At 46.0% G+C, this 20,784-nt stretch carries 20 protein-coding genes; 7 read left to right on the top strand and 13 right to left on the bottom strand.

The annotated features are described in order from the left end of the window. Window positions 1-296 precede the first annotated feature (296 nt). Entirely contained in the window at window positions 297-1,550 is a 1,254-nt protein-coding gene (gene ylbJ / locus RS891_RS26550; protein WP_315793631.1) for a sporulation integral membrane protein YlbJ, read from the top strand. A 104-nt stretch (window positions 1,551-1,654) separates the two neighbouring features. Beyond that, window positions 1,655-2,458, top strand: coding sequence for an NAD kinase (locus RS891_RS26555; RefSeq protein WP_024634403.1), 804 nt, complete (start codon window positions 1,655-1,657; stop codon window positions 2,456-2,458). 28 nt (window positions 2,459-2,486) lie between these two features. Here the strand turns inward: RS891_RS26555 and RS891_RS26560 are convergent, their stop codons facing one another. Both RS891_RS26560 and lipA read right to left on the bottom strand, forming a co-directional pair. After that, a complete protein-coding gene (locus RS891_RS26560) occupies window positions 2,487-2,888 on the bottom strand; it encodes a YutD family protein (RefSeq protein ID WP_240343221.1) in 402 nt (133 codons plus the stop codon). After that, window positions 2,885-3,784: a lipoyl synthase gene (gene lipA, locus RS891_RS26565; protein ID WP_076290937.1), complete on the bottom strand. Its 900-nt coding sequence runs from the start codon at window positions 3,782-3,784 to the stop codon at window positions 2,885-2,887. The genes RS891_RS26560 and lipA overlap by 4 nt, the downstream gene beginning before the upstream one ends. A gap of 203 nt (window positions 3,785-3,987) precedes the next feature. Between lipA and RS891_RS26570 the strand changes: the two genes are divergently transcribed. Then, window positions 3,988-5,058, top strand: coding sequence for a M23 family metallopeptidase (locus RS891_RS26570; RefSeq protein ID WP_113056019.1), 1,071 nt, complete (start codon window positions 3,988-3,990; stop codon window positions 5,056-5,058). A gap of 119 nt (window positions 5,059-5,177) precedes the next feature. Here RS891_RS26570 and yunB read toward each other — a convergent pair whose 3' ends face one another. The 4 genes from yunB to zwf all read right to left on the bottom strand — a co-directional run bounded on the left by yunB (window position 5,178) and on the right by zwf (window position 9,746). After that, on the bottom strand, window positions 5,178-6,053 hold the full coding sequence (yunB, locus tag RS891_RS26575; RefSeq protein ID WP_113056020.1) for a sporulation protein YunB: 876 nt from the start codon (window positions 6,051-6,053) through the stop codon (window positions 5,178-5,180). Window positions 6,054-6,264: 211 nt separating this feature from the next. Next, window positions 6,265-6,909, bottom strand: a complete 645-nt coding sequence (gene fsa / locus RS891_RS26580; RefSeq protein WP_024632668.1) for a fructose-6-phosphate aldolase — start codon at window positions 6,907-6,909, stop codon at window positions 6,265-6,267. An 87-nt stretch (window positions 6,910-6,996) separates the two neighbouring features. Next, window positions 6,997-7,890, bottom strand: coding sequence for a phosphogluconate dehydrogenase (NAD(+)-dependent, decarboxylating) (gnd, locus tag RS891_RS26585; protein WP_315793632.1), 894 nt, complete (start codon window positions 7,888-7,890; stop codon window positions 6,997-6,999). A 401-nt stretch (window positions 7,891-8,291) separates the two neighbouring features. Continuing rightward, entirely contained in the window at window positions 8,292-9,746 is a 1,455-nt protein-coding gene (gene zwf / locus RS891_RS26590) for a glucose-6-phosphate dehydrogenase (RefSeq protein ID WP_315793633.1), read from the bottom strand. A 414-nt stretch (window positions 9,747-10,160) separates the two neighbouring features. On the opposite strand from zwf, the gene RS891_RS26595 reads away from it, so the two are divergent. Beyond that, entirely contained in the window at window positions 10,161-10,481 is a 321-nt protein-coding gene (locus RS891_RS26595) for a winged helix-turn-helix transcriptional regulator (protein ID WP_063566151.1), read from the top strand. A gap of 164 nt (window positions 10,482-10,645) precedes the next feature. On the opposite strand, the gene RS891_RS26600 is transcribed toward RS891_RS26595, so the two are convergent. Further along, complete coding sequence (locus RS891_RS26600) at window positions 10,646-11,518, bottom strand: AraC family transcriptional regulator (RefSeq protein ID WP_315793634.1); 873 nt, start codon at window positions 11,516-11,518, stop codon at window positions 10,646-10,648. A gap of 142 nt (window positions 11,519-11,660) precedes the next feature. Here RS891_RS26600 and RS891_RS26605 point away from each other — a divergent pair, with 142 nt between their 5' ends. After that, window positions 11,661-12,788 (top strand): glycoside hydrolase family 88 protein, encoded by a 1,128-nt coding sequence (locus RS891_RS26605; protein ID WP_315793635.1) that lies wholly within the window; start codon window positions 11,661-11,663, stop codon window positions 12,786-12,788. Window positions 12,789-12,877: 89 nt separating this feature from the next. Here RS891_RS26605 and RS891_RS26610 read toward each other — a convergent pair whose 3' ends face one another. Continuing rightward, the gene (locus RS891_RS26610) at window positions 12,878-14,035 is read right to left on the bottom strand and encodes a Gfo/Idh/MocA family protein (RefSeq protein ID WP_315793636.1); all 1,158 of its coding nucleotides are present in this window, start codon (window positions 14,033-14,035) and stop codon (window positions 12,878-12,880) included. Window positions 14,036-14,147: 112 nt separating this feature from the next. Here RS891_RS26610 and RS891_RS26615 point away from each other — a divergent pair, with 112 nt between their 5' ends. Further along, window positions 14,148-15,014, top strand: coding sequence for an AraC family transcriptional regulator (locus tag RS891_RS26615; protein WP_315793637.1), 867 nt, complete (start codon window positions 14,148-14,150; stop codon window positions 15,012-15,014). Window positions 15,015-15,103: 89 nt separating this feature from the next. On the opposite strand, the gene RS891_RS26620 is transcribed toward RS891_RS26615, so the two are convergent. The 4 genes from RS891_RS26620 to RS891_RS26635 all read right to left on the bottom strand — a co-directional run bounded on the left by RS891_RS26620 (window position 15,104) and on the right by RS891_RS26635 (window position 18,167). Then, window positions 15,104-15,865 (bottom strand): DUF3600 domain-containing protein, encoded by a 762-nt coding sequence (locus tag RS891_RS26620; RefSeq protein WP_315793638.1) that lies wholly within the window; start codon window positions 15,863-15,865, stop codon window positions 15,104-15,106. Further along, on the bottom strand, window positions 15,852-16,442 hold the full coding sequence (locus RS891_RS26625) for a sigma-70 family RNA polymerase sigma factor (protein WP_315793639.1): 591 nt from the start codon (window positions 16,440-16,442) through the stop codon (window positions 15,852-15,854). Before RS891_RS26625 ends, RS891_RS26620 begins: the two co-directional genes overlap by 14 nt. A 172-nt stretch (window positions 16,443-16,614) precedes the next feature. Continuing rightward, the gene (locus RS891_RS26630; protein WP_113056028.1) at window positions 16,615-17,403 is read right to left on the bottom strand and encodes a TrmH family RNA methyltransferase; all 789 of its coding nucleotides are present in this window, start codon (window positions 17,401-17,403) and stop codon (window positions 16,615-16,617) included. A gap of 101 nt (window positions 17,404-17,504) precedes the next feature. Continuing rightward, window positions 17,505-18,167 carry a potassium channel family protein gene (locus RS891_RS26635; RefSeq protein WP_064635682.1) on the bottom strand — a complete coding sequence of 221 codons (663 nt, stop codon included), beginning with the start codon at window positions 18,165-18,167 and terminating at the stop codon, window positions 17,505-17,507. Window positions 18,168-18,351: 184 nt separating this feature from the next. Here RS891_RS26635 and sspI point away from each other — a divergent pair, with 184 nt between their 5' ends. Next, the gene (gene sspI / locus RS891_RS26640; protein WP_062324046.1) at window positions 18,352-18,585 is read left to right on the top strand and encodes a small acid-soluble spore protein SspI; all 234 of its coding nucleotides are present in this window, start codon (window positions 18,352-18,354) and stop codon (window positions 18,583-18,585) included. A gap of 385 nt (window positions 18,586-18,970) precedes the next feature. Here the strand turns inward: sspI and RS891_RS26645 are convergent, their stop codons facing one another. After that, window positions 18,971-20,554 (bottom strand): peptide chain release factor 3, encoded by a 1,584-nt coding sequence (locus RS891_RS26645; protein WP_315793640.1) that lies wholly within the window; start codon window positions 20,552-20,554, stop codon window positions 18,971-18,973. Window positions 20,555-20,784: the final 230 nt, after the last annotated feature.

Here is a 20,784-nt window from a genome sequence, read left to right on the forward strand (position 1 = left end):
TTCTTCAGAGCGCACGAGCGAGGCACGTATAACATAAACAAAAGCACAAACCAGGATTCCGGTGACAAGACTCATAATCATCACTCCATCCGATTTAATTCCACCTTCTAGGTAAATAGGTGACGTCCAGGCGTTTTTATCATTTTAGCATACATCTTTTAAAAACACAGCCACTTTTGCAAGCGCTTTCCAAACATTAATTTGTACTGTTTGTCCGCTTTGTCTCATATATTGATGGCAAAAGAACCAGCGATCTGCTGCACACTGACCATTCCAAAAATAAAGGAGAAGAATTCATGGCCGCTTCACAACGAATCACCCATGTCCTGATTCCACTAGCTCTCCTGATCCTGTGTGTGTTGATGGTGCTGTTTCCTGCAGAAACCTGGCATGCAGGTGTACGCGGACTATCCATTTGGTGGGACGTGCTGTTTCCCTCCCTTTTTCCCTTTCTGGTGCTTTCCGAGCTGCTTCTCGGCTTTGGCATTGTTCATTTTTTGGGTACACTCTTAAATCCATTGATGCGTCCGCTATTTCGCGTTCCCGGAAGTGGTGGCTTTGTGTTTGCCGTCAGCTGCGCTTCCGGTTATCCCACTGGAGCCAAATTGACCGCACAATTATGGGAACAAAAATTGGTTACTCGGGAAGAAGGTGAACGCCTCGTTGCTTTCACCACATCATCCGATCCCATCTTCATGATTGGAGCCGTATCGGTCGGTTTTTTTCATAATGTAGCTATTGCTCCCATACTGGTCATATCACATTATGGTGCTGCATTTCTTGTAGGCCTGCTTATGCGGTTCCATGGCAACGTCCCCGTAAAGGATAAACAGTTGATCAACGACTCTCCCTCCGCCTCTGAAGAGGTGCACAGAAACAGACTTCTCCGAGCCATTAATGCCATGCACGAGGCAAGAAAGGCGGATGGACGGGCATTTGGTGAATTGCTGCGCCAGGCAGTTTCCTCATCCCTTCGCCTTATTATTATCGTAGGTGGGTTAGTTGTATTCTTCTCCGTTATGATGGAATTACTCGTTCAAACTGGATGGCTAGGCGGGTTATACGCTATTACGGAACAACTGCTTCTATATACAGGATTCCCCCCTGCCTTATCTCACAGTCTCGTAGGGGGTTTATTCGAAGTCACTTTGGGGGCCAAAGAAGCAGGAGCGGCAGGCATTTCCATTCCGCTCGTGTACAAAGCTGCTGCTGTTGCATTTGTCCTCTCCTGGGGAGGATTATCCGTCCATGCCCAGATCATGAGTGTCCTGAGCAACACACCCATGAGATATGGCCCCTTTCTGTTTGCGAGAGCAATCCACGCTCTCATCGCACCCATACTTGTACTTTTGTTGTGGTTGCCAATGATGGGTGGTTCAGAATGGCCTGTTTTGTTCCAAACCGGTGCCAAACCAGAATTATTTTTGTATACACCAGATTGGGGACAGATCCTGTTTTCGGGAATTGGTGTACTTGGAGGCGTATTACTTTTACTGCTGATACTTTCTCTGATGAGTGCCTTCTTCTTACCTCGACGTATGAAGAAATAAGCCTTCTTGCGCGTTTATATTCAACTGAATATCAATCCAACGTTGTGTTCTTCCCTGGAATTGATTATCATCGGTAGTATAATGACCACAAAGGAGCTTTCATCTTGAGATACTATGTTCAAGACCGCGGAGACCAGTTATCGATTGATCTCAGTCAGCAGTTTCATGCGCTGGCCAAAGAGGAAGGGTTTAAGCTGGATGCAGAATCGCCGGAGATTGTCATCTCCATCGGAGGCGATGGTACGATGCTGCAAGCATTTCACAATTTCATCGACCGCATCCCGGACATTGCTTTTGTTGGGGTTCATACAGGCCATCTCGGCTTTTATGCCGATTGGAAGAAGGAAGAATTACGGGAACTGGTTCGATTGATGAGCGGCAAAGGCGACCCGGAACGACTCAAACCCCGGATTGTGGAGTATCCGCTGCTGGAGCTGGAGATTCGTAAAAAGTCGGGCAATACCTCTTATATCGCACTGAACGAATTTACGTTAAAAGGTGTAGACGGAACAGTCGTGGCTCAGGTCGACATTAATGACGTGACGTTTGAGATGTTCCGGGGAGACGGTATCTGTGTATCAACACCTTCAGGCAGTACGGCATACAACAAGGCGCTTGGCGGCGCCATGGTGCATCCAACGATCGAGGCTATTCAGATCGCCGAGATTGCATCGATTAATAACCGTGTCTATCGGACGCTGGGTTCACCGGTTATTTTGCCCAAGCACCATCACTGTGATATCTTCTCACGCAAGGATCAGCGGTTGTTGCTTACCATTGACCACGTCAACGTTATGGTGGAAGATCTCATATCCGTACGCTGCCAAGTGGCTCGTCACAAGGTCAGCTTTGCCCGTTTCCGGCCGTATCCGTTTTGGAACAGGGTTCGCACAGCTTTTTTGGACTAAATACATGCACAAAAAAAAGCGGTCCTTCTCAGGAACCGCTTTTTGCTTTGGCTTGAGGCTGATCTTTGCTCTTCTGAAGCACAAAGTACGCACAGCCAAAATTGCAATATTCATTGATGTAGTCCACCATGCTAGAGATCGTGGAATCCTTCGTTGCTTTGGGATGGTTGTCCCGGTAAAAACCCTTCAACCGCAACTGGCTGTAACCCCAGTCCCCAATAATGTAATCGTACCGCTCCAGCACTTCGCTGTAACGGTCACGGAACACTTCAGGATTCCAGCCTTCTTTGTGGTTCTGCACAATTTCATAATTCTTTCCGCCGATTTGTACAATAACCGGTTCTTTAGGTTTGTCCTGCACAGGCTCCTGAACCGATTCCTGAATCTGTTCTGAACTTTTTTCTTCTTCCAAACCTGTCTCCTCCATCATGCGTGAGATGCCGCCTTTTCACTATTTTTCGCAGCAGATTTCACTTGTTCATGGGCATGGTAGGAGCTGCGGACCATAGGTCCGGATTCCACGTGGCTGAATCCACGCTTCAGTCCTTCCTGCTTCAATGATGCGAACTCCTCTGGCGGATAATACTTCTCCACAAACAGATGTTTCTCGGATGGCTGCAAGTATTGACCAATCGTCATAATGTCACAATCCACAGCGCGCAGATCATCCATCGTTTGCAAAATTTCATGATATTCCTCACCTACACCAAGCATGATACTCGATTTCGTTGGGATATTTGGCTGCATTTCCTTGGCACGAGCAAGCAGTTCGAGTGAACGCTTGTATTTCGCCTTGGCACGGACTTTGTCCGATAGCCGCTCTACTGTCTCAATGTTATGATTCAAGATGTCCGGTTTGGCATCCATTACAATCTGCAAGGAATCCCTGTCACCCAAAAAGTCTGGAATCAGCACTTCTACGCTGCATAAAGGCAAACGACGACGAACGGCCTTCACCGTCTCTGCAAAGATTGTCGCTCCTCCATCCTTCAGGTCATCACGCGCCACGCTCGTAATTACGCAGTGCTGCAGATTCATCTGTTCTGCCGCTTCTGCCACGCGTTCTGGTTCCTGCAAATCAAGTTCCGTTGGCAAGCCAGTATTCACCGCGCAAAAACGGCATGCCCGTGTGCAAATGTCGCCCAAAATCATAAAAGTAGCCGTCCGATTGGCCCAACATTCGTAAATATTTGGGCACCGTGCTTCCTCACATACTGTATGCAGCGTTTTGGAACGCATCATCGTTTTCATTTCCTGATAGTTATCGCCGGTTGTCAATTTGATCCGAATCCAGTCCGGTTTCGGTTCTTTAACACGTTTAGCCAATGCATAAACCTTCTTTCTACTGAAGTTAGGCTGTTGCTCGGAACATATTATACCATGAAAGCGCTGGAAAAACCCCCATTTGTCACATCTTGTGCATTCATATCTTACATGGATAAAATGAAGACTTTTGAAGAACGCTAGGTTATAGCTTGGTTCACCGGGTACCATGTGCATCATCTCAATGGAAAGGGGGCTGCTTCCCTGTGCAAGATCGCTTTACATCGCGGTTAACGTATTCCTTTTGGATCAAAACATTGCTTGCAGGCACACTGCTTCTCCCATTCTTGCCTGTTGATGTTTACGGTGAACCCACCGCCGCTGATTCCAAACCTCAGGCTGTAGAGCAAAAACCAGCGGACATTTTCGCTGCACGTCGACATCTATATGAAAGCATTGGTCAGATGACCCAAATTCCCTGGTACAGGCTCGCAGCGATTGATCAATACGAACGAACCATCTCGCGTGCACATCCGAAAGATCGTAAACATCCGGATCGGCTGACCGGTATATTCATGACCTCCCCAGCCTGGAGAGGCTGGCTCAATCCGGATGAGACGGATCAACATCCGGGTTCCATTGTCTTTTTCAATGGATATGGTCGTGATGGTTCTGGTGATGGTGTTGCAGATGCCAATAATGACCTGGATATACTTTACAGCATGGCTTCCATTATTCAGAATTATGGGACCAAACCGGAGGACTTCAACATCGCCCTGTGGGAATATTATCATAACTCCCGGGCGGTACAGCGCATTCAACAATTCGCGAAATTATATGAGCATTTTGACAGCCTTGATCTCTTTGGCCACGCCTTTCCCGTCCCTCTCGGAACCAACTACTCGTACCGCAGTACCTGGGGGACCAAACGCAGCTGGGGCGGGTACCGTATTCATGAAGGCACGGATATTTTTGCACCCCATGGCCTTCCTGTGCGCAGCACCTGTTACGGTGTCGTGGAAATCAAAGGCTGGAATCCGTTCGGCGGCTGGCGTATCGGTATTCGTGATCTGAACAACCATTACCACTATTACGCTCATCTATCCGGTTTCGACAAAAACGCCCATATCGGCGAAGTGGTTACCCCTGGTCAGGTTTTGGGCTGGGTGGGCAGTTCAGGGTATGGAAAACCAGGTACACAAGGCAAGTTTCCTCCTCACCTGCACTATGGTATCTATCGGGATAGCGGTCTGAATGAATGGTCGTTCGACCCTTACCCAAATCTGAAACATTGGGAGCAGGAAGAACGTAAACAGAAGAAAGCCAAAAGCAAATGAGCAAAATGAGGTTGAAACAATGGATGATAAATATCTATTGAGTTTGAGATGAATATTAATGCAAAGCGGGACCTCACATAGAGGCCCCGTTTTTTTATTCCATATTTGCTTCGACTCATTTAGTGGGTTACATCTACGTCAAGCTGCAATCCCCCATTCGGATCAGACAAATCCGGCTCAACCTCCAGTCCATTTCCGTTTAGACCATTTGCCGGAGCCTGCTGCTGGTTGGAAGAGTTTGAATTCGGTGCTCCTCCATGACCACTCGAAACACCCGTCTGACCCGATGGCAGTGCAATGGCGGGTGCATTGCTACCGTTGCTTCCCACCGGCTTGCCCTGATTATCATAGTAGTACATCGGCACATCCCCGACCACCAACAGGTAAGATATCGGAATTTCCGTATCAACGGTCTCAGGTTCCATGTCAAAGGGCACCACTACCGCGACTTCGGCAATGATGTGAATGTACACTTCAACCAGAATCATGTTTATACCGGCGTTCTGCTGACGGGTGTTCAGATCCACCTTGACGGCTCCCTGTGGCTCAATACGAACCGGTATATTTGGACCAAAGGATGCCAGTACCGGGCTGCCCAGCGCCTGCCCAAGCGGAATTTTTTCTTTTAACATATGCACGTTCTGCAGAGTGGATTGCACGATGTTCATCGTACTCGCGGTGATCCGCATATGCTCGTCATAGTTCAGCATGAATCCGGACACTTTCCCAGCCGTATCGGTTTTCCAGTCAATCAATCCTTCGGTGGATTTCCCTTCAGAAACCTGCGCTGTTATCGCCTTGTTGATCGCTTCCGTTGCAATTTGCTTCACTCTGATTTTGGCCAGATGCATGATGGGTGGTTTCATTTTCTTATCGACATAGGCAAAACCCTGCATCAAACAAAATGCTGTTACCAATAAAATAATCAACCACATTTTGCGCCTGCCACTTGGCGGCTTGCGGCGTCTTCGGCTTCGCCATCGTCTTCTCATCATCGGGCGTCCCTCCCCTGCGGGATGAGCTATAGGCTATATACTATCCTTATGCACTGTTGTCCCGAAAAAGAAGGACAGCACCTGCTCGTACGTGGATATCATCATTCTGCAACTAAAAAAGCCTTCCGCCAGCAGATTTTGATTATCTGCTAGACGAAAGGCTTATTAATGAAATATGGCTCTGAGGAATCAGATCCCTGTCCACATTTAATTATTTCGGAACGGACTCCCAATCTTTCAGGAAGCGTTCAATGCCGCTGTCTGTCAGCGGGTGTTTCCACAATGTTGGCAAGAGCGAACCCGGAATGGTCGCGATATGCGCACCGGAAAGGGCTGCATCCTCCACATGTTTGATATTACGGATGCTTGCTGCAATAATTTCGGAAGGCAAATCATACGTATCCAGAATGAGACGCAGATCGCGAATCAGCTTCATGCCATCCACCGCAATATCATCCAGACGACCAACAAATGGACTGATGTACGTTGCGCCAGCTTTCGCTGCCATCAGGCCCTGTGCTGCAGAGAAGATCAGCGTTACATTTGTTTTAATTCCTTTTTGCGTCAGTTCATGACAAGCATAGAGTCCATCTTCGGTCATCGGTAGTTTAATCACTACATTCGGTGCCCACTCTGCAATTTCATAAGCTTCCTTCAACATATCCTCGGCTTTGAGTCCGATAACTTCAGCACTGACCGGGCCTTTAACAACGCCACAGATCTCCTGAATCACTTCTTTAAATACGCGACCTTCTTTGGCAATCAAAGACGGGTTGGTCGTGACTCCATCCACCAGACCAAGACGTTCGATCCGTTTGATTTCTTCAACATTACCTGTATCTAAGAAAAATTTCATGATATGTTCCCTCCACTTGATGAATTTTGTAAACAACTATACTCATCATTACCCGATTATCCGTATATGTTAACAGTTATATATTAATTAATTTTTTTCTACAGCGTGACCGCCAAATTCATTACGCAAAGCTGCGACAACTTTACCTGTGAACGTGTCTGTTTCCAGGGAGCGGTAACGCATCAACAGGGACAATGCGATAACTGGCGTAGCTGTTTGCAGGTCAAATGCTGTTTCAACTGTCCAACGTCCTTCACCGGAAGAGTGCATAACGCCTTTGATTTCATCCAAGTTAGCATCTTTGGAGAATGCACGCTCTGTCAATTCCATCAACCAAGAACGGATAACGGAACCGTTGTTCCATACACGAGCAACTTGCTCGAAGTCGAAATCGAAGCCGCTTTTCTCCAATACGTCGAAACCTTCACCGATGGAAGCCATCATACCGTACTCGATACCGTTGTGAACCATTTTCAGGAAGTGACCGCTACCTGCTTTACCAGCATACAGGTAACCATTTTCAACGGAAGTATCCTTGAATGCAGGCTCAACGATTGCCCAAGCTTCAGGATCGCCACCGATCATGTAACAAGCGCCATTACGTGCGCCTTCCATACCGCCGGATGTACCAGCATCCATGTAGTGAATGCCTTTAGGTTTCATTTCTTCATAACGACGGATGGATTCTTTGTAGTGCGAGTTACCCGCTTCGATGATGATGTCGCCTTTGGACAACAGTGGGCTTACTTCAGCCAGTACAGCGTCAACCACGTTGTGAGGAACCATGATCCATAATACACGTGGGGATTCAAGGGAAGCCACCATTTCTGCATAAAAAGATACGCCTGTTGCACCGTATTCTTTCATTTCATTTACAGCTTCAGCGTTAAGGTCAAAAGCAACCACTTCATGTTTGTGGTCAATCAGGTTTCTCCCCAGGTTCAATCCCATTTTACCTAATCCAATAAGTCCAAGTTTCATTGCTAGTTCCTCCTGTTATGAACATTTCTAATTTTTTATACGGTCAATTTCAAAAGAATTACTTAGCAAGTGGCGCAGCAGCCGTTCCGATTACGAATCGTTCCTTCGATCGCTGTTGTCTCCATATTTTCTTGATTAATAATGTTAATGGTTAAAGTATGGAGACAAAGGTGAACGCTCTGCTTCTTCAGAATCGATTTCGTCCCCTTCACTACTCGCGCGTAATTGTATGAACTGATTTGAATTGAACCGCTAATCTATATCAAAAATTTTCGCGGCCTTCCGGGTATTACCGGAAGGACTTATGCAAAATTGGAACGGTGTAATTCATAAAAAAATGTAAATTATCGAGCAGAACGAATTGTAGTGTTCTCTTCTCTGATGCTACTCTTACACTACTTTTACCACCAACGGTAGCCGTTCTCTGCAATCAGACGATCTGCTGATTCAGGACCTTGCGAACCTGCGCTGTACGTATCGAGTGGCACACTTCCCTCTTGGAATGCTTCCAAGATCGGCTGTACCCATTGCCAAGCCAGTTCAACTTCGTTCCAGTGAGCAAAGAATGTAGAATCTCCACGCATCGCGTCATAGATCAGGTTTTCATAAGCTTCTGGAATGTTGCGTTCACCTGAGTTGAAGTTCATGTGCATCGGTTCCACTTCACCTTGGTTGAGTGGATTTTTCGCATTCAATTGAAGCGAGATGCTTTCTTTCGGGCCAATTTCAATCGTCAGCAGGTTAGGCTCTGTTGTATTTTCGGATTCATGACCTGTTTTCAGTGGGGCCTTGAATTCAATAACAATTCTGGTTGATTTTTCAGCCAGGCGTTTACCTGTACGAATGTAAAATGGAACTTCACTCCAGAATGGGTCATCGATCCACAGTCTCGCGGCAACATAAGTCTCATTCTGAGAACCAGTTGGAATGTCAGGCTCGTCCAGATATCCAACAACAGAAGCACCTTGCAGTTCGCCTGCTCCATATTGGGCCCGAACGACTTCAGAAACGATATTCTCTTTCGTCAATGGACGAAGAGCTTCAGCGATCTTCTGCTTTTTGAATTGAATTTCTTCCGGTGTGCAGCGTTTTGGCAAATGCAAACCAATCATCATCAGCAACTGGAGCATATGGTTTTGGAACATGTCACGAAGGGCACCGCTTTGGTCATAATACGCTGCACGTTCTTCAACACCAACCGTTTCACTTGCCGTAATCTGTACGTTGGCAATGTAACGGTTGGACCACAAAGCCTGAATAACCGGATTCGCGTAAGTGAGAGTTTCAATATTTTGAACCATCGGTTTACCAAGGAAATGGTCAATACGGTAAATTTCTTCTTCCGCAAAGGTGTTGCTGAGTTTCTCATTCAGCTCACGAGCAGATTGAAGATCGTGTCCGAATGGTTTTTCAATGATAAGTTTTTTCCAGCCTTTGGTGTTACCCAAGCCGCTTTCTTGAATGTTCAGTGCGATTGGCTCAAAGAATTCCGGTGCAACCGACATGTAGAACATGCGATTTTGAGGAATATTCAGCTCTTGTTCACGTTTCTGAACCAGTTCCAGCAATTTGGTGTAATCTTCAAGCTTCGTATTATTTAAAGAACAATAACGGAAAGCTCCAATGAAGTCGCGAACCTGAGCTTCTTCTTCCGGTGTTTGACGGGAGAAGGTATGCAGTGACTTTTCAACATTCGCCTGGAAGTCAGCATCCGACAATTCACGCCGTCCAAGACCGATAACGGAGAAGGATTTCGGCATTTTTGAATCAATGTACAAATTATATAATGCAGGATAAATCTTACGTTTGGCTAAATCGCCTGTTGCCCCGAAGAGGACAAATGTCATTGCGTCCATTGGAGTGCCTCCTGTGATCTGTGCAGTATAGTATATGATGATGCAAAATGTTCAAATCCAAGCATGACAAAAGACGGAATTAGTGGGGGAGTTCCCCGCCTTACCTCCGCTTGTATATCTGACCTGAATTAAACATGGAACATTCCTTCTCTCCACAACCTTAATCAAGGTTATAAATTGTAACCAATTGAATTGACGTTACCCATCTTACACCTGTCGTCACAATTCGTCAACAATCGTGTCCAACCTGTGAACACCAGTGTTTATAGGGTTTTTATTTAATGTTAACGCTTTATGTGGTAACATTAAGAACAATTGGTATGTGACATTTTACACATAGGGCTTGTGGACACTCAGGTTACAATTAGTATACTAATGCTATAATAAGCATAACTAAATCAAAGGAGTACTATTATGAGCGATGATGAGAATGCCAAGCAAATATGCGAAAAGGTGGAACAGTCTTATCAGATCATTGGCCGGAAATGGGTAGCCCTCATTATTCATACATTGATGGAAGAACCCAAACGATTCAGTGAAATTCACGCTTATATCCCGGACCTAAGCAAACGGGTACTTAATGAACGAATGAAGGAACTGGAGGAAGAGGGACTTGTCGTGCGTCATGTGGTTACGGAACGCCCTGTTCGGACAGAATATATGTTATCCCGCAAAGGCACAGAGCTGGGACGCGCATTAAGCTCCGTAGAACGGTGGGCCGATAAGTGGCTGTAGCACGCACTTTTGAGGAAAGTATAGAAAGTAATTCTATTTTTGAGGAAAAACTTTATTTTCACTTAACTTTCGATACATTGCGTTTTTAAAATAACACTTTAAATTTCATCACGATATTGTACTGATGCTACTTTTAATAACACCAGCAGTTATCCTCATGTGATTTAATGTCTGCTGCTGCGTTCAAAATGCTGCCGATATTGTAGCGGAGTAGTTCCCGCCGACTTGCGAAATAATTGAATGAAATAAGATCCATTGGGGAATCCCGCCCGTCTGCCCACCTCTTCAACGGAAAGAGTTGTCGTCTCCAGCAAAAGATAAGCTTGCTTGAGTCTTCGGGCTGTGACGTAGTCTGTAATACTGCTTCCTGTTTCTTGCTGAAAGATACGGGAAGCATAAGACTTGGATAAGTGGATATCGTCCGCCATATGATCCAGTCTGATTTCATCTATATAGTGCTCTTCAATCCAATGCATCATCTTCTCCGCATGTCTTAATTGACGTAATTCGACCAAGTGTGGTTGCCTCTCTTGTTCCCCATCAGTTTGTTGATCCAAAACATTCAAGAGTTGTAGCAAAAACAGCACCGATTCCTCCCACTCTCCCCCAACTCGACTGCGTGACTGGTCATAGCCTTCGTATATCCAATCCAGTTGATTCATAGATAAACTCAGATCAAAAACCTGCTGTTGATTTCTCCCCTTCCACAACCTCGAAAAAAAAGCACGGCGATGCGGAAACGCTTCCAAATATCGGTCCATTACGATGGGCTCTACATAGAAAATATTCCTTTCATACGAGGTATCTGGATGTACCTCGGCATAAACGAGATGCAACTGATAGGGCTGAAAAAAGAAGAGCATGCCTTTACGAATGGGATAAGTATGATTATTCAAAACCACAATGCCTTGCCCTTCATGGACATAGAGGATTTCCCCACATTGATGCCAATGATAGTATCCTTTGAAATCGTTCACTGACTTAATTTGATAATCCCACACCAAAGTATTTCCCTGAAAGTCCACACGCTCAAACATTTTCGTTCCCCCTTCTTCACAATGACAACAGAGCAACATTTCTTCATATCCTAACATAACTTTTAAGTTTTTTAAAAAGATATAATCTTCTTATAGGAAAGCGTTATCTTTATTTTTTAATTAAACCTAAGGAGGTTATCTCATGGCCAAGGCAGAATCCGCTGTAACTAAGACATATTGGCAAGAAGTCATGCAGAAGCTGGAAAATAAATTGCCGGAGATGAAAAAAAACATTGGGGATAAAAGTCCTCATTTTGCCGGCGATGATGGGAAGTATGATAACATCAACACCGATTGGTGGGTTTCAGGTTTCTGGCCGGGTATGCTGTGGATTATGTACGATATGACAGGAGAGGAAAGCTACCGGGATGCGGCATGGTCGTGGGATGAAACTTTGGAGCAATGGTTTATAAGACCAACAGGAGAGCTTCATCACGATGTCGGCTTTCAGTTTCTCTCTACTGCTGTAATCAAACATAAAATAACAGGTGATGAGGATGCTCTCAGGCGTGGTCTGGAAGCAGCTAATTTCCTTGCAGGACGCTATAATCCCGTAGGCAAATTCATTCGTGCGTGGAATGGAGACAAATATGGCTGGGCCATCATTGATTCCATGCTTAATATCTCTTTGTTGTTCTGGGCCTCAGAAGTGACGGGAGATCCCCGCTACAAACATATTGCCATTAACCACGCCGAGACGACCATGCAGTATGGTGTTCGTGAAGACGGATCAACTAAACACATCCTTTCCTTTGACCCGGAGGATGGTCATTATATTGAATGTTTTGGTGGACAGGGATATGCTCCTGAATCCTCCTGGAGTCGTGGTACCTCATGGGGGTTATATGGATTCGCTAATACGTATCGTTATACCCAGGATGAGCGTTACCTGAACACAGCAAAACGAATCGCCCATTACTTTATTGCTGCGCTGCCAGAGGATCATGTACCTTACTGGGATTTCAGACTTCCTACCCTGGATGGTCAATCCCGGGACAGCTCTGCCGCATCAATCGCCGCATCCGGTCTCCTGGAACTCGCCGCCGCCGTTCCTGAAAGTGAGAAACGCCTCTATGCCGATGCAGCCGAACGAATTCTGCGTTCCTTAACAGAGAACTATGCAGTCTGGGATCAGCCAGAGCATGAATCGATTCTGCTGCACGCCACAGGCAGCGGCAATTCGTTCATCGATGTCTCCCTGATCTATGGAGATTATTATTATCTGGAAGCCATCGCAAAATTAAATGGATGGAAACATCGGGTGTATTGATTTTGTTTTATAAAATAGGACTCTCAATAAAAAGAAGCTAGATCCCACAATATCTGTGGAACTGGCCTCTTTTTTTGTTATATATATAACTAAGACTCCAACTTACTCCCAAGCGTAATATCCACATCCTCGAAGTTCTCCACTGCTGTCTTTTTTTCATAAAAATGCACCGCATGTTGCATAATCCCTTTCCTTGTATAGAAAGCATCCTCCGCCTCTAGTGGAAAAGTAACCTTCTCCCCTGTACTGGACGATTTATAGATACCTACAATGAGTTCCAGTGTATCTCGTCCACTCTTTCCATCCACGAGAAGTGGTGATCCTGTCTCAATGGCGTTTAGTACATTTTCCACTTGCCCAGCATGCCCCACATGAATAACATCCGGTAATTCGTCAGCAAGTTTCTGAATCTGTTGTTCCAGATCTAGATTGGGTTCTGGGAATCCATTCGTTCGTGCCGTAGAAGCAACAACCTTCCAAGGCGCAGATACCCTGGCCTCTTTACCCTGAAAAATCAACTGCTGCTCTTCTCCGTGATGTACCACGGAGCTGGTGATCATGCCAAGTGCTCCTTCTTGGAAACGAAGCATCGCCATGGAAATATCCTCTACTTCAGCATTATCATGCGCCGTATTCGCCATCATGGCTTGCAATTCCACCGGAGGACCCATCATCCAAAGCATGGCATCAATATGGTGTACCGCATGATTAAGAGTACATCCTCCGCCTTCTTTTTCCCATGTGCCACGCCACCACAGATCATAATAATTATGGCCCCGCCACCAGAACGAATCGACCTGTACGTGGACAACGGGCCCCATCAGTTTGCTATCCAGCACTTCTTTCAGTTTCATCATCGGTGTCTTAAAACGATTCTGTGCCACAACTGATAGCAGTTTACCACTCACTTGGGCCGCTTCCAGCATCATATCCGCCTCTTGCAAAGAAGAAGCCATTGGTTTTTCGACCAACACATGTGTACCAGCATGCAGAAAATCACATGTGATCGGTGCGTGGGTATATGGAGGGGTACAGACGGAAACCAAATCAATGTTTTGATCCAGCAATTCATGGTAATCGGTGACAGCTTGCGCTCCTTTCAATCCGTATTCGTTAATTCGTTTCTGTGCTTTTTCCGTGTACATATCCACCACAGCTACGATCTGGCATCGTTCAGAAAATGCCAAATACGCTGTAATATGCGCTGCACTGATCGCGCCTGCTCCAATAATGGCTACTTTTAACATGAATGCATACCTCCCTTATTCCCTTCACAATACACAATAATAAAGCGCTTTTATGCGTTCATCTTGTGATAAAATGAAACTATATTGCGCTCTTGAAGGGGAGGCATTCCTAATGCCCATCATCACTGAGGATCAATTTAATCTGGCATGCCGTCGAACCTCCACCACTGTGTTCCGAGAGGTTTTTCACGCTCATTCACAGATGGAGATAACATACATTCATGATGGATATGGACAGCTAATAACCGAGGGTCAGGCATTCTCCCTTGAACCAGGTACACTGTTGATATTCCGCCCTTTTCAGCTGCATCAGATCCAGATTCAAGTCACGAAAGCAAATCCCTTTATTCGCAGTGTCCTGATGTATGAGCAGCACCTGCTGAACTCGCACTCTCGGCAATTTGCCGTATCCAATCGTTTTACAATGGACCTTCTCGGACATACATCTCCGCTTCAACCGATCCGTCTTTCTGCTTCATCCCCACTGGTCCAGATGATTGAGCAATTTGCCGATATTCTGCCTACGTTGCTTCCACATGAAGCAGAAGAGGATACACGACTCTTTTTACTTGGACTGCTCGCACAGCTTCGCTACCTTTGGAAGGATAGGGAGTATCCCAGCTCTGCTACGCTTCCAACGAGTCTTCCCGCCCTCCATCCTCACGCTGAGGCTGTCATGCAGTGGATTGAAGAGCACTACAATGAACCGTTTCGTCTGGAGGATATCGCAGATACACTGCATATCTCGCCATATCATTTGTCCCATATATTTAAAAAAGCTACCGGCACGACCATTGTTGCTTACGCCCAGGCTACACGTATTCGTCATGCTTGTGTGTTACTCACGAGTACCACACACACAGTTCCGGAAATAGGCCACCGTGTAGGCATGTCCAGCCCATCTTATTTTTGTAAAGTTTTCCGTAAAGCAACAGGCACTACGCCGCATCAGTATCGGATGAAAGTGCAGAGCAGATAAGAAGATCATCTACAAGATCATTTCTACAAAATAAAAAGGAGCAAAGGTATGAAATCCTTTCGCTCCTCAGCCCCTGAACACTACCTAAGCTACTCACTCGGTTTGCGTACATCCAGTCCCAACTTCTCCAAGAAGGGAAAAATCTGCTCACGTACCTGCTTCAGTTCTTCCTTCTGCTCCGCAGACAATCGTTCTTCATGCATGTTCCCATCCTGATCCATCACCATGGCTTCAAACTGCTTCATCTGTTCATACAACGATTTGAACTCGGTAAACTGCTCCTCAGAAAACTTCGTCTCTGCCATTGCTAGCTGTTCCTTCCAAAATTGTTCCTGGTCCATAGGTTCTTTTGGAGAGTTTACACTTGCTGCTTCCAGCTTTTTAAAAAATGGTTCCAGTTCTGCAGTAAGACGATTAAACTCCGTCTGTTCTGTGACACTCCATTGCTCGGGATGCATCTCTCCCTGTTGATCCGTATACTTCAAAGCCATTTGTCCCATTTGCTTCATCAGACCCATAAATTGAATAAATTCCTCTTCACTTAAATGTGCTTTGGCTGACTGAAGCTTCTCTTCCAGTCTCATGTAATCCTCCGATGTTCCACCCACCGCTGATATATTTTCCTGTGAACCATACATTTCGTTAGCCAAATAAGTATATCCCGCATAAGCCCCAGTAGGAATGATGAGCACAGCGACCAGCAGCACCGTAACCAGCCATTTTTTTCGATGTCTTTTGAGATGTGATTCACTTCGTATAGCATTCATGATTTTATGTTTGGTTCTCTCAGCAATGATCCAGTCTTCCGTCTCTTCCTGGTAGGCTGTTCGCAGCTGTTCATCGATATTCATGTAAATCCTCCACCTTTCCCCGAATACCTAGGTTCAACTTCTGATTCTGCCTCAACTTGGTTAGTGCCGCATGAATACGAGATTTCACCGTTCCTAGCGGAATGTCCAATATGCAAGAAATCTCCTCTTGCGTGTACTCGTTCAAATAGTGAAGAGTGATCGCCTGCTGCAGCTTGTACGGCAATCTGTGCACCTGTTCAAGCAGAGGGCGATTTGCCAGTTTGTTGATTAAGTCTCCGGAAAAATCATACTCAAGCCCCGTATCAGACTTTTCCATCCGTTTGCTAAAACGAAATTGCGTCAATCGTCTCCGCCGGTAACTTCGGACCTGTCGCATCGTCACACCCATTAACCATGGACGAAACGCTCTCTCCGAATCGTAACGCTCTAATGACCTGTATGCCTGAATATAAATTTCCTGTACCAGATCTTCCGCGTCGGATGAGTCACGAATCAGAAAACGAACAGTACGATACACATCCATCACAGTTAGCTCATATAACTCTCCGTAAGCTTCGTAATCGCCAGCCCGGGTTAATTCCACAAGTTTTATGTACTTTTCCGCCTCACTCATCATCCATCTCCTTCCTCCTTACACTATATATTGGCATACCAGCTCCATATCGTTCGATTTATTTATTTCACATTTCACCCACCATGCAAAAAAAGCTCATTCCTCACTCATCGTTTGAGTTGGAATAAGCTTATATTTCTTACCTAATATAAACATAAAGTATATTATTTATGGGTTACACCATACGCTGCCTCATCGCCTCGAACAACAAAATCGTTGCCGCCATCGCGGCATTAAGTGACTCTGCCTGTCCCTGCATCGGAATCGTAATTGCATCGTCCACCAGTTGTGCAGTAGACTCCGATATGCCCTTGCCCTCATTACCGATCACAAGCCACACCGATTGGGTAAAATCATAACTGTAACACGAATACTCTGCCTGCAAAGACGTACTAACCAACTTTACACCCGCAGCTTTTGCTTCAGGCAGCAACGACTCCAACTGCCCTTCGACGATGGGTAAATGAAACAATGAGCCCATCGTCGAACGGATCGTTTTCGGATTATAGACATCGGCACAACCCGCACCGAGCACAACACCTGCCGCTCCCGCTGCATCCGCACTGCGAATGATCGTTCCCACATTACCAGGGTCCTGAACATTGTCCAATACAACGACCAGCCCCTTGGAGGAAGACAACAAGCTTTGTAGCGGCTCACGACCTTTATGTACAACGGCAAAAACAGGTTGGGGGGTCATCGTATCCGTACACTTGGCGATAACCGCAGGGGATACACTGATCCATTCCACATGCTGAAGTGGAGCCTCCAGTCCAGCCAGTTCCTTGGGTACACCCTGCTCCCCATCGTAAACGATGCATTCCAGATGTGCCCCGGCGCGCAGCGCTTCCTGTACGAGATGAATGCCTTCAATAATATATTTATGTTGACGGGTACGGTGCTTTTTCTCCAGCAGTTGTGCCCATTCCTTCACACGTGTATTTTGCGGTGATACAATATCCATCTTTCCATCCTTCCCGTCTGCGGGATTTTTTATCAACATGTTACATGACGAATTGAAGTTATCCGACCAAAGAATGTTCCATCATCCCATCAACGTACTTATCACTTTGGATATGCAAGCTCCATTTTCGTCAAATGGTCCTTGTGGCCAACGATGATCAGCACATCGCCGTCCGCAATCCGATCCTCCGCATACGGAGAGATATTCATCGAATTCCCACTGCGGATCGCCATCACGTTACACCCAAAACGTGCACGAATATTTAGCTCCAGCAGATTTTTACCGATCATTTGCTCAGACGCTCTCATCTCCAAAATGCTGTAATCTTCAGATAACTCGATGTAATCAAGAATGTTTGGAGATGTCAGATGATGGGCTACACGCAGTCCCATATCCCGCTCAGGATAAATAACCTTGTCTGCTCCGATCTTCTGCAATACTTTACCATGAAGCTCATTTTGTGCTTTTACAATCAGAACAGGTACACCCATATCCTTCAGAATAAGGGTCGTGAGAATACTCGACTGAATGTCTTCACCAATCGCCACAACGACGACATCAAAATTTCGTATGCCTAGCGCACGCAGCGCTTCTTCGTCTGTTGAATCTGCCGATACGGCATGAGTCACCACATTGGACATTTCCTGGGTCCGCTGCTCGTCCGCATCAATGGCCAGTACGTCGAATCCCATGCCGCTCAGCGCATTGGCTACACTTGATCCGAACCGTCCCATGCCAATGACGGCGTATTGTTTTTTTGCCATTAGGGTCTAACCTCCCGCTGCACCTCAGCATTACGCATCTATTGGTAGTCCATTTTTCAATTAACAGGTGAATGTCCACTTAAATATCCTTCGTAGTATACCACAAAGCCCAATAAACTTGAATGCGCTCACGCTTCCCAGGGAACAGTAATAGAGCAGCCGAATATACGAGGAGGGACTTGCGATGCCAATTACATTAAGCCTGCGTGAAGCGATTGTTCATAAAGTTCATGATAAAAGTGATGATCAGCTTCGGGAGATGATCGAAGGTTCTGTAGATGGACCGGAAGCAGCATTACCCGGACTTGGCGCCATTTTCGAAATGATCTGGAAGAACACGGAACCTGCCAAGCAGGAAGAATTAATTCAAATCGCGCAGGAGCATCTGCACACCATTCCCGTTCAACCCATCAGATAACTGAAGCCTTGGAGGGAAAGGTACCATCATCACGTTGTTCTGTCTGCAAAAAAGATTTTGGCTCATTGGTCTGGATGATGCCTTGCTCCAAGAGCAAGGCAGTTATATCCCTGTAGACTAATTAGGCTCCCCAACCAAACAAGGTACAGCCACTGAGCATAACTCAGGAGGCTGTACCTTGTTTGTATATACCAGCGTTTCAGAAAAGGAAAAGCCGCTCAATTATGACTGAACGATGATTGAATGTTATTTTCTCTTTTTCCTTATGCGGCGAAATCCTTAATGAGCTACAACCGCTGGGAACGACAAAAATGACCTAAACCCCTCTGATTAGAGATTTAGGTCATTTGCTTCTGCTGTGTTTACTACCTTAGGAAAAAACGGCTTATGGAGCTGTCTCCAGGAATTTCGCCGTTGGATTTTTATCCATTGCGGTTCTCATCGCGTATTCATTTTCGAACAGGACTACATGATTGCCTTTTTTATCTTTCACCAGAGCAGAGTTGATCCGGAATTTACTTGGGTCCAGATTCTCGTCCACGATCCAGCGAGCAAATTGATAAGGCATACGCTGTAGCTGCACGTCTACCCCGTACTCGCCCTTCATCCGGTATTCAAATACCTCGAATTGCAGCTGACCCACTACGCCGAGCAATGTCTCGTCGAAGCTAACGGTGTTGAACACCTGGATCGTACCTTCCTCGGTCAACTGGTCAATCCCTTTTTGGTACTGTTTATGTTTCAATGCATTTTTAACTGTTACTTTGGCAAAAATCTCTGGTGAGAACGTTGGCAGTTCGTCAAAAATAACCTCGCTACCTTGGCTCAATGAATCGCCAATCCGGAAGATACCCGGATCGAACAGACCAATAATATCGCCTGCGTAAGCCTCTTCTACAATATCCCGATCCTGTGCAAGGAATTGCTGAGGCTGCGACAGTTTGATTTCTTTGCCCACACGATTATGCTTCACACTCATACCGCGTTGGAACTTACCGGATACAATTCGCAGGAATGCGATACGATCCCGGTGTGCCGGGTTCATATTCGCCTGGATTTTGAACACATAACCGCTGAATTTCTCATTCGTTGGCTCAATCTCACCCGCTGTACTGCGACGTGGTTCCGGCTTCGGTGCGAGCTGCAGGAAGTTCTCAAGGAACGTCTGCACGCCGAAGTTATTGATGGCACTACCGAAGAATACGGGGGTCAGTTCACCGCGTTGTACCTTCTCCATGTCGAACTGGTCTCCTGCAACATCCAGAAGCTCCAGGTCCTGACACAGCTGATCATGCAGATAGTCTCCTGCCATCTCACGAATGATCGGATCTTCGTATCCATCCACTTTCTGTACTTTAATCGTCGAGTGATCGTCCCCTTGGAACAATTCCACCTGACTTTTCATCCGATCGTACACGCCACAAAGTTCACGACCTGTACCAATCGGCCAGTTCATCGGTACGGAGCGAATCCCCAGAACGTTTTCGAGTTCTTCCATCAGATCAAACGGACTTTGTCCTTCACGGTCCAGCTTGTTGATGAACGTAAAGATCGGAATACCACGCTTCGCACAAACCTGGAACAATTTAATGGTCTGTGCCTCGACACCTTTGGCCACGTCAATCAACATCACTGCGCTATCGGCAGCTGTCAATGTACGATACGTATCTTCACTGAAGTCTTGGTGACCCGGTGTATCCAGGATATTGATGCGATGACCCAGGTAATCAAACTGCATTACGGAAGAAGTTACCGAGATCCCCCGTTGCTTTTCAATCTCCATCCAGTCACTTGTTGCATGTTTGCTTGCTTTCCGAGCTTTTACTGTACCGGCAAGACGAATCGCGCCCCCGAACAGCAACAGTTTCTCGGTTAATGTTGTTTTACCCGCATCCGGGTGAGAAATAATGGCAAACGTCCGGCGTTTGTCCACTTCCTGTTGAAGAATGTTATCTGCAGCTTTGCTCATAGATTCTATCCCTTTCGTCCGTTCATTCACGTTAATCCGGCGAGGCCGGTCTACCATTCAATCTTTATGCAATCCGGCTATGCCGGTTGATTGTACATTCGCATTTCGCACATGAGGCAATTAAGCATCCTATGTTAATTTTACACATTTACAACGGAGTTCATCCTCCCTAAGCATTGTGTTTTCATTCATGCCGTAGACCTGATTTAATATCCAACTTTCCTATTGTA

This window comes from Paenibacillus sp. BIC5C1, from assembly GCF_032399705.1.
In the GTDB taxonomy this organism is placed as follows: Bacteria; Bacillota; Bacilli; order Paenibacillales; family Paenibacillaceae; genus Paenibacillus; species Paenibacillus taichungensis_A.

Excerpts from the sequence above, each read along its gene's own strand:
- RS891_RS26625 (WP_315793639.1), bottom strand. The coding sequence starts at position 16,442 with ATGATGAGTGAGGCGGAAAAGTACATAAAACTTGTGGAATTAACCCGG.
- RS891_RS26635 (WP_064635682.1), bottom strand. The coding sequence starts at position 18,167 with ATGGCAAAAAAACAATACGCCGTCATTGGCATGGGACGGTTCGGATCA.
- ylbJ (WP_315793631.1), top strand. The coding sequence starts at position 297 with ATGGCCGCTTCACAACGAATCACCCATGTCCTGATTCCACTAGCTCTC.
- RS891_RS26630 (WP_113056028.1), bottom strand. The coding sequence starts at position 17,403 with ATGGATATTGTATCACCGCAAAATACACGTGTGAAGGAATGGGCACAA.
- RS891_RS26600 (WP_315793634.1), bottom strand. The coding sequence starts at position 11,518 with ATGTTTGAGCGTGTGGACTTTCAGGGAAATACTTTGGTGTGGGATTAT.
- RS891_RS26620 (WP_315793638.1), bottom strand. The coding sequence starts at position 15,865 with ATGAATATCGATGAACAGCTGCGAACAGCCTACCAGGAAGAGACGGAA.
- gnd (WP_315793632.1), bottom strand. The coding sequence starts at position 7,890 with ATGAAACTTGGACTTATTGGATTAGGTAAAATGGGATTGAACCTGGGG.
- RS891_RS26645 (WP_315793640.1), bottom strand. The coding sequence starts at position 20,554 with ATGAGCAAAGCTGCAGATAACATTCTTCAACAGGAAGTGGACAAACGC.
- RS891_RS26595 (WP_063566151.1), top strand. The coding sequence starts at position 10,161 with ATGAGCGATGATGAGAATGCCAAGCAAATATGCGAAAAGGTGGAACAG.
- RS891_RS26605 (WP_315793635.1), top strand. The coding sequence starts at position 11,661 with ATGGCCAAGGCAGAATCCGCTGTAACTAAGACATATTGGCAAGAAGTC.
- sspI (WP_062324046.1), top strand. The coding sequence starts at position 18,352 with ATGCCAATTACATTAAGCCTGCGTGAAGCGATTGTTCATAAAGTTCAT.
- RS891_RS26560 (WP_240343221.1), bottom strand. The coding sequence starts at position 2,888 with ATGATGGAGGAGACAGGTTTGGAAGAAGAAAAAAGTTCAGAACAGATT.
- zwf (WP_315793633.1), bottom strand. The coding sequence starts at position 9,746 with ATGGACGCAATGACATTTGTCCTCTTCGGGGCAACAGGCGATTTAGCC.
- fsa (WP_024632668.1), bottom strand. The coding sequence starts at position 6,909 with ATGAAATTTTTCTTAGATACAGGTAATGTTGAAGAAATCAAACGGATC.
- yunB (WP_113056020.1), bottom strand. The coding sequence starts at position 6,053 with ATGATGAGAAGACGATGGCGAAGCCGAAGACGCCGCAAGCCGCCAAGT.
- RS891_RS26615 (WP_315793637.1), top strand. The coding sequence starts at position 14,148 with ATGCCCATCATCACTGAGGATCAATTTAATCTGGCATGCCGTCGAACC.
- RS891_RS26610 (WP_315793636.1), bottom strand. The coding sequence starts at position 14,035 with ATGTTAAAAGTAGCCATTATTGGAGCAGGCGCGATCAGTGCAGCGCAT.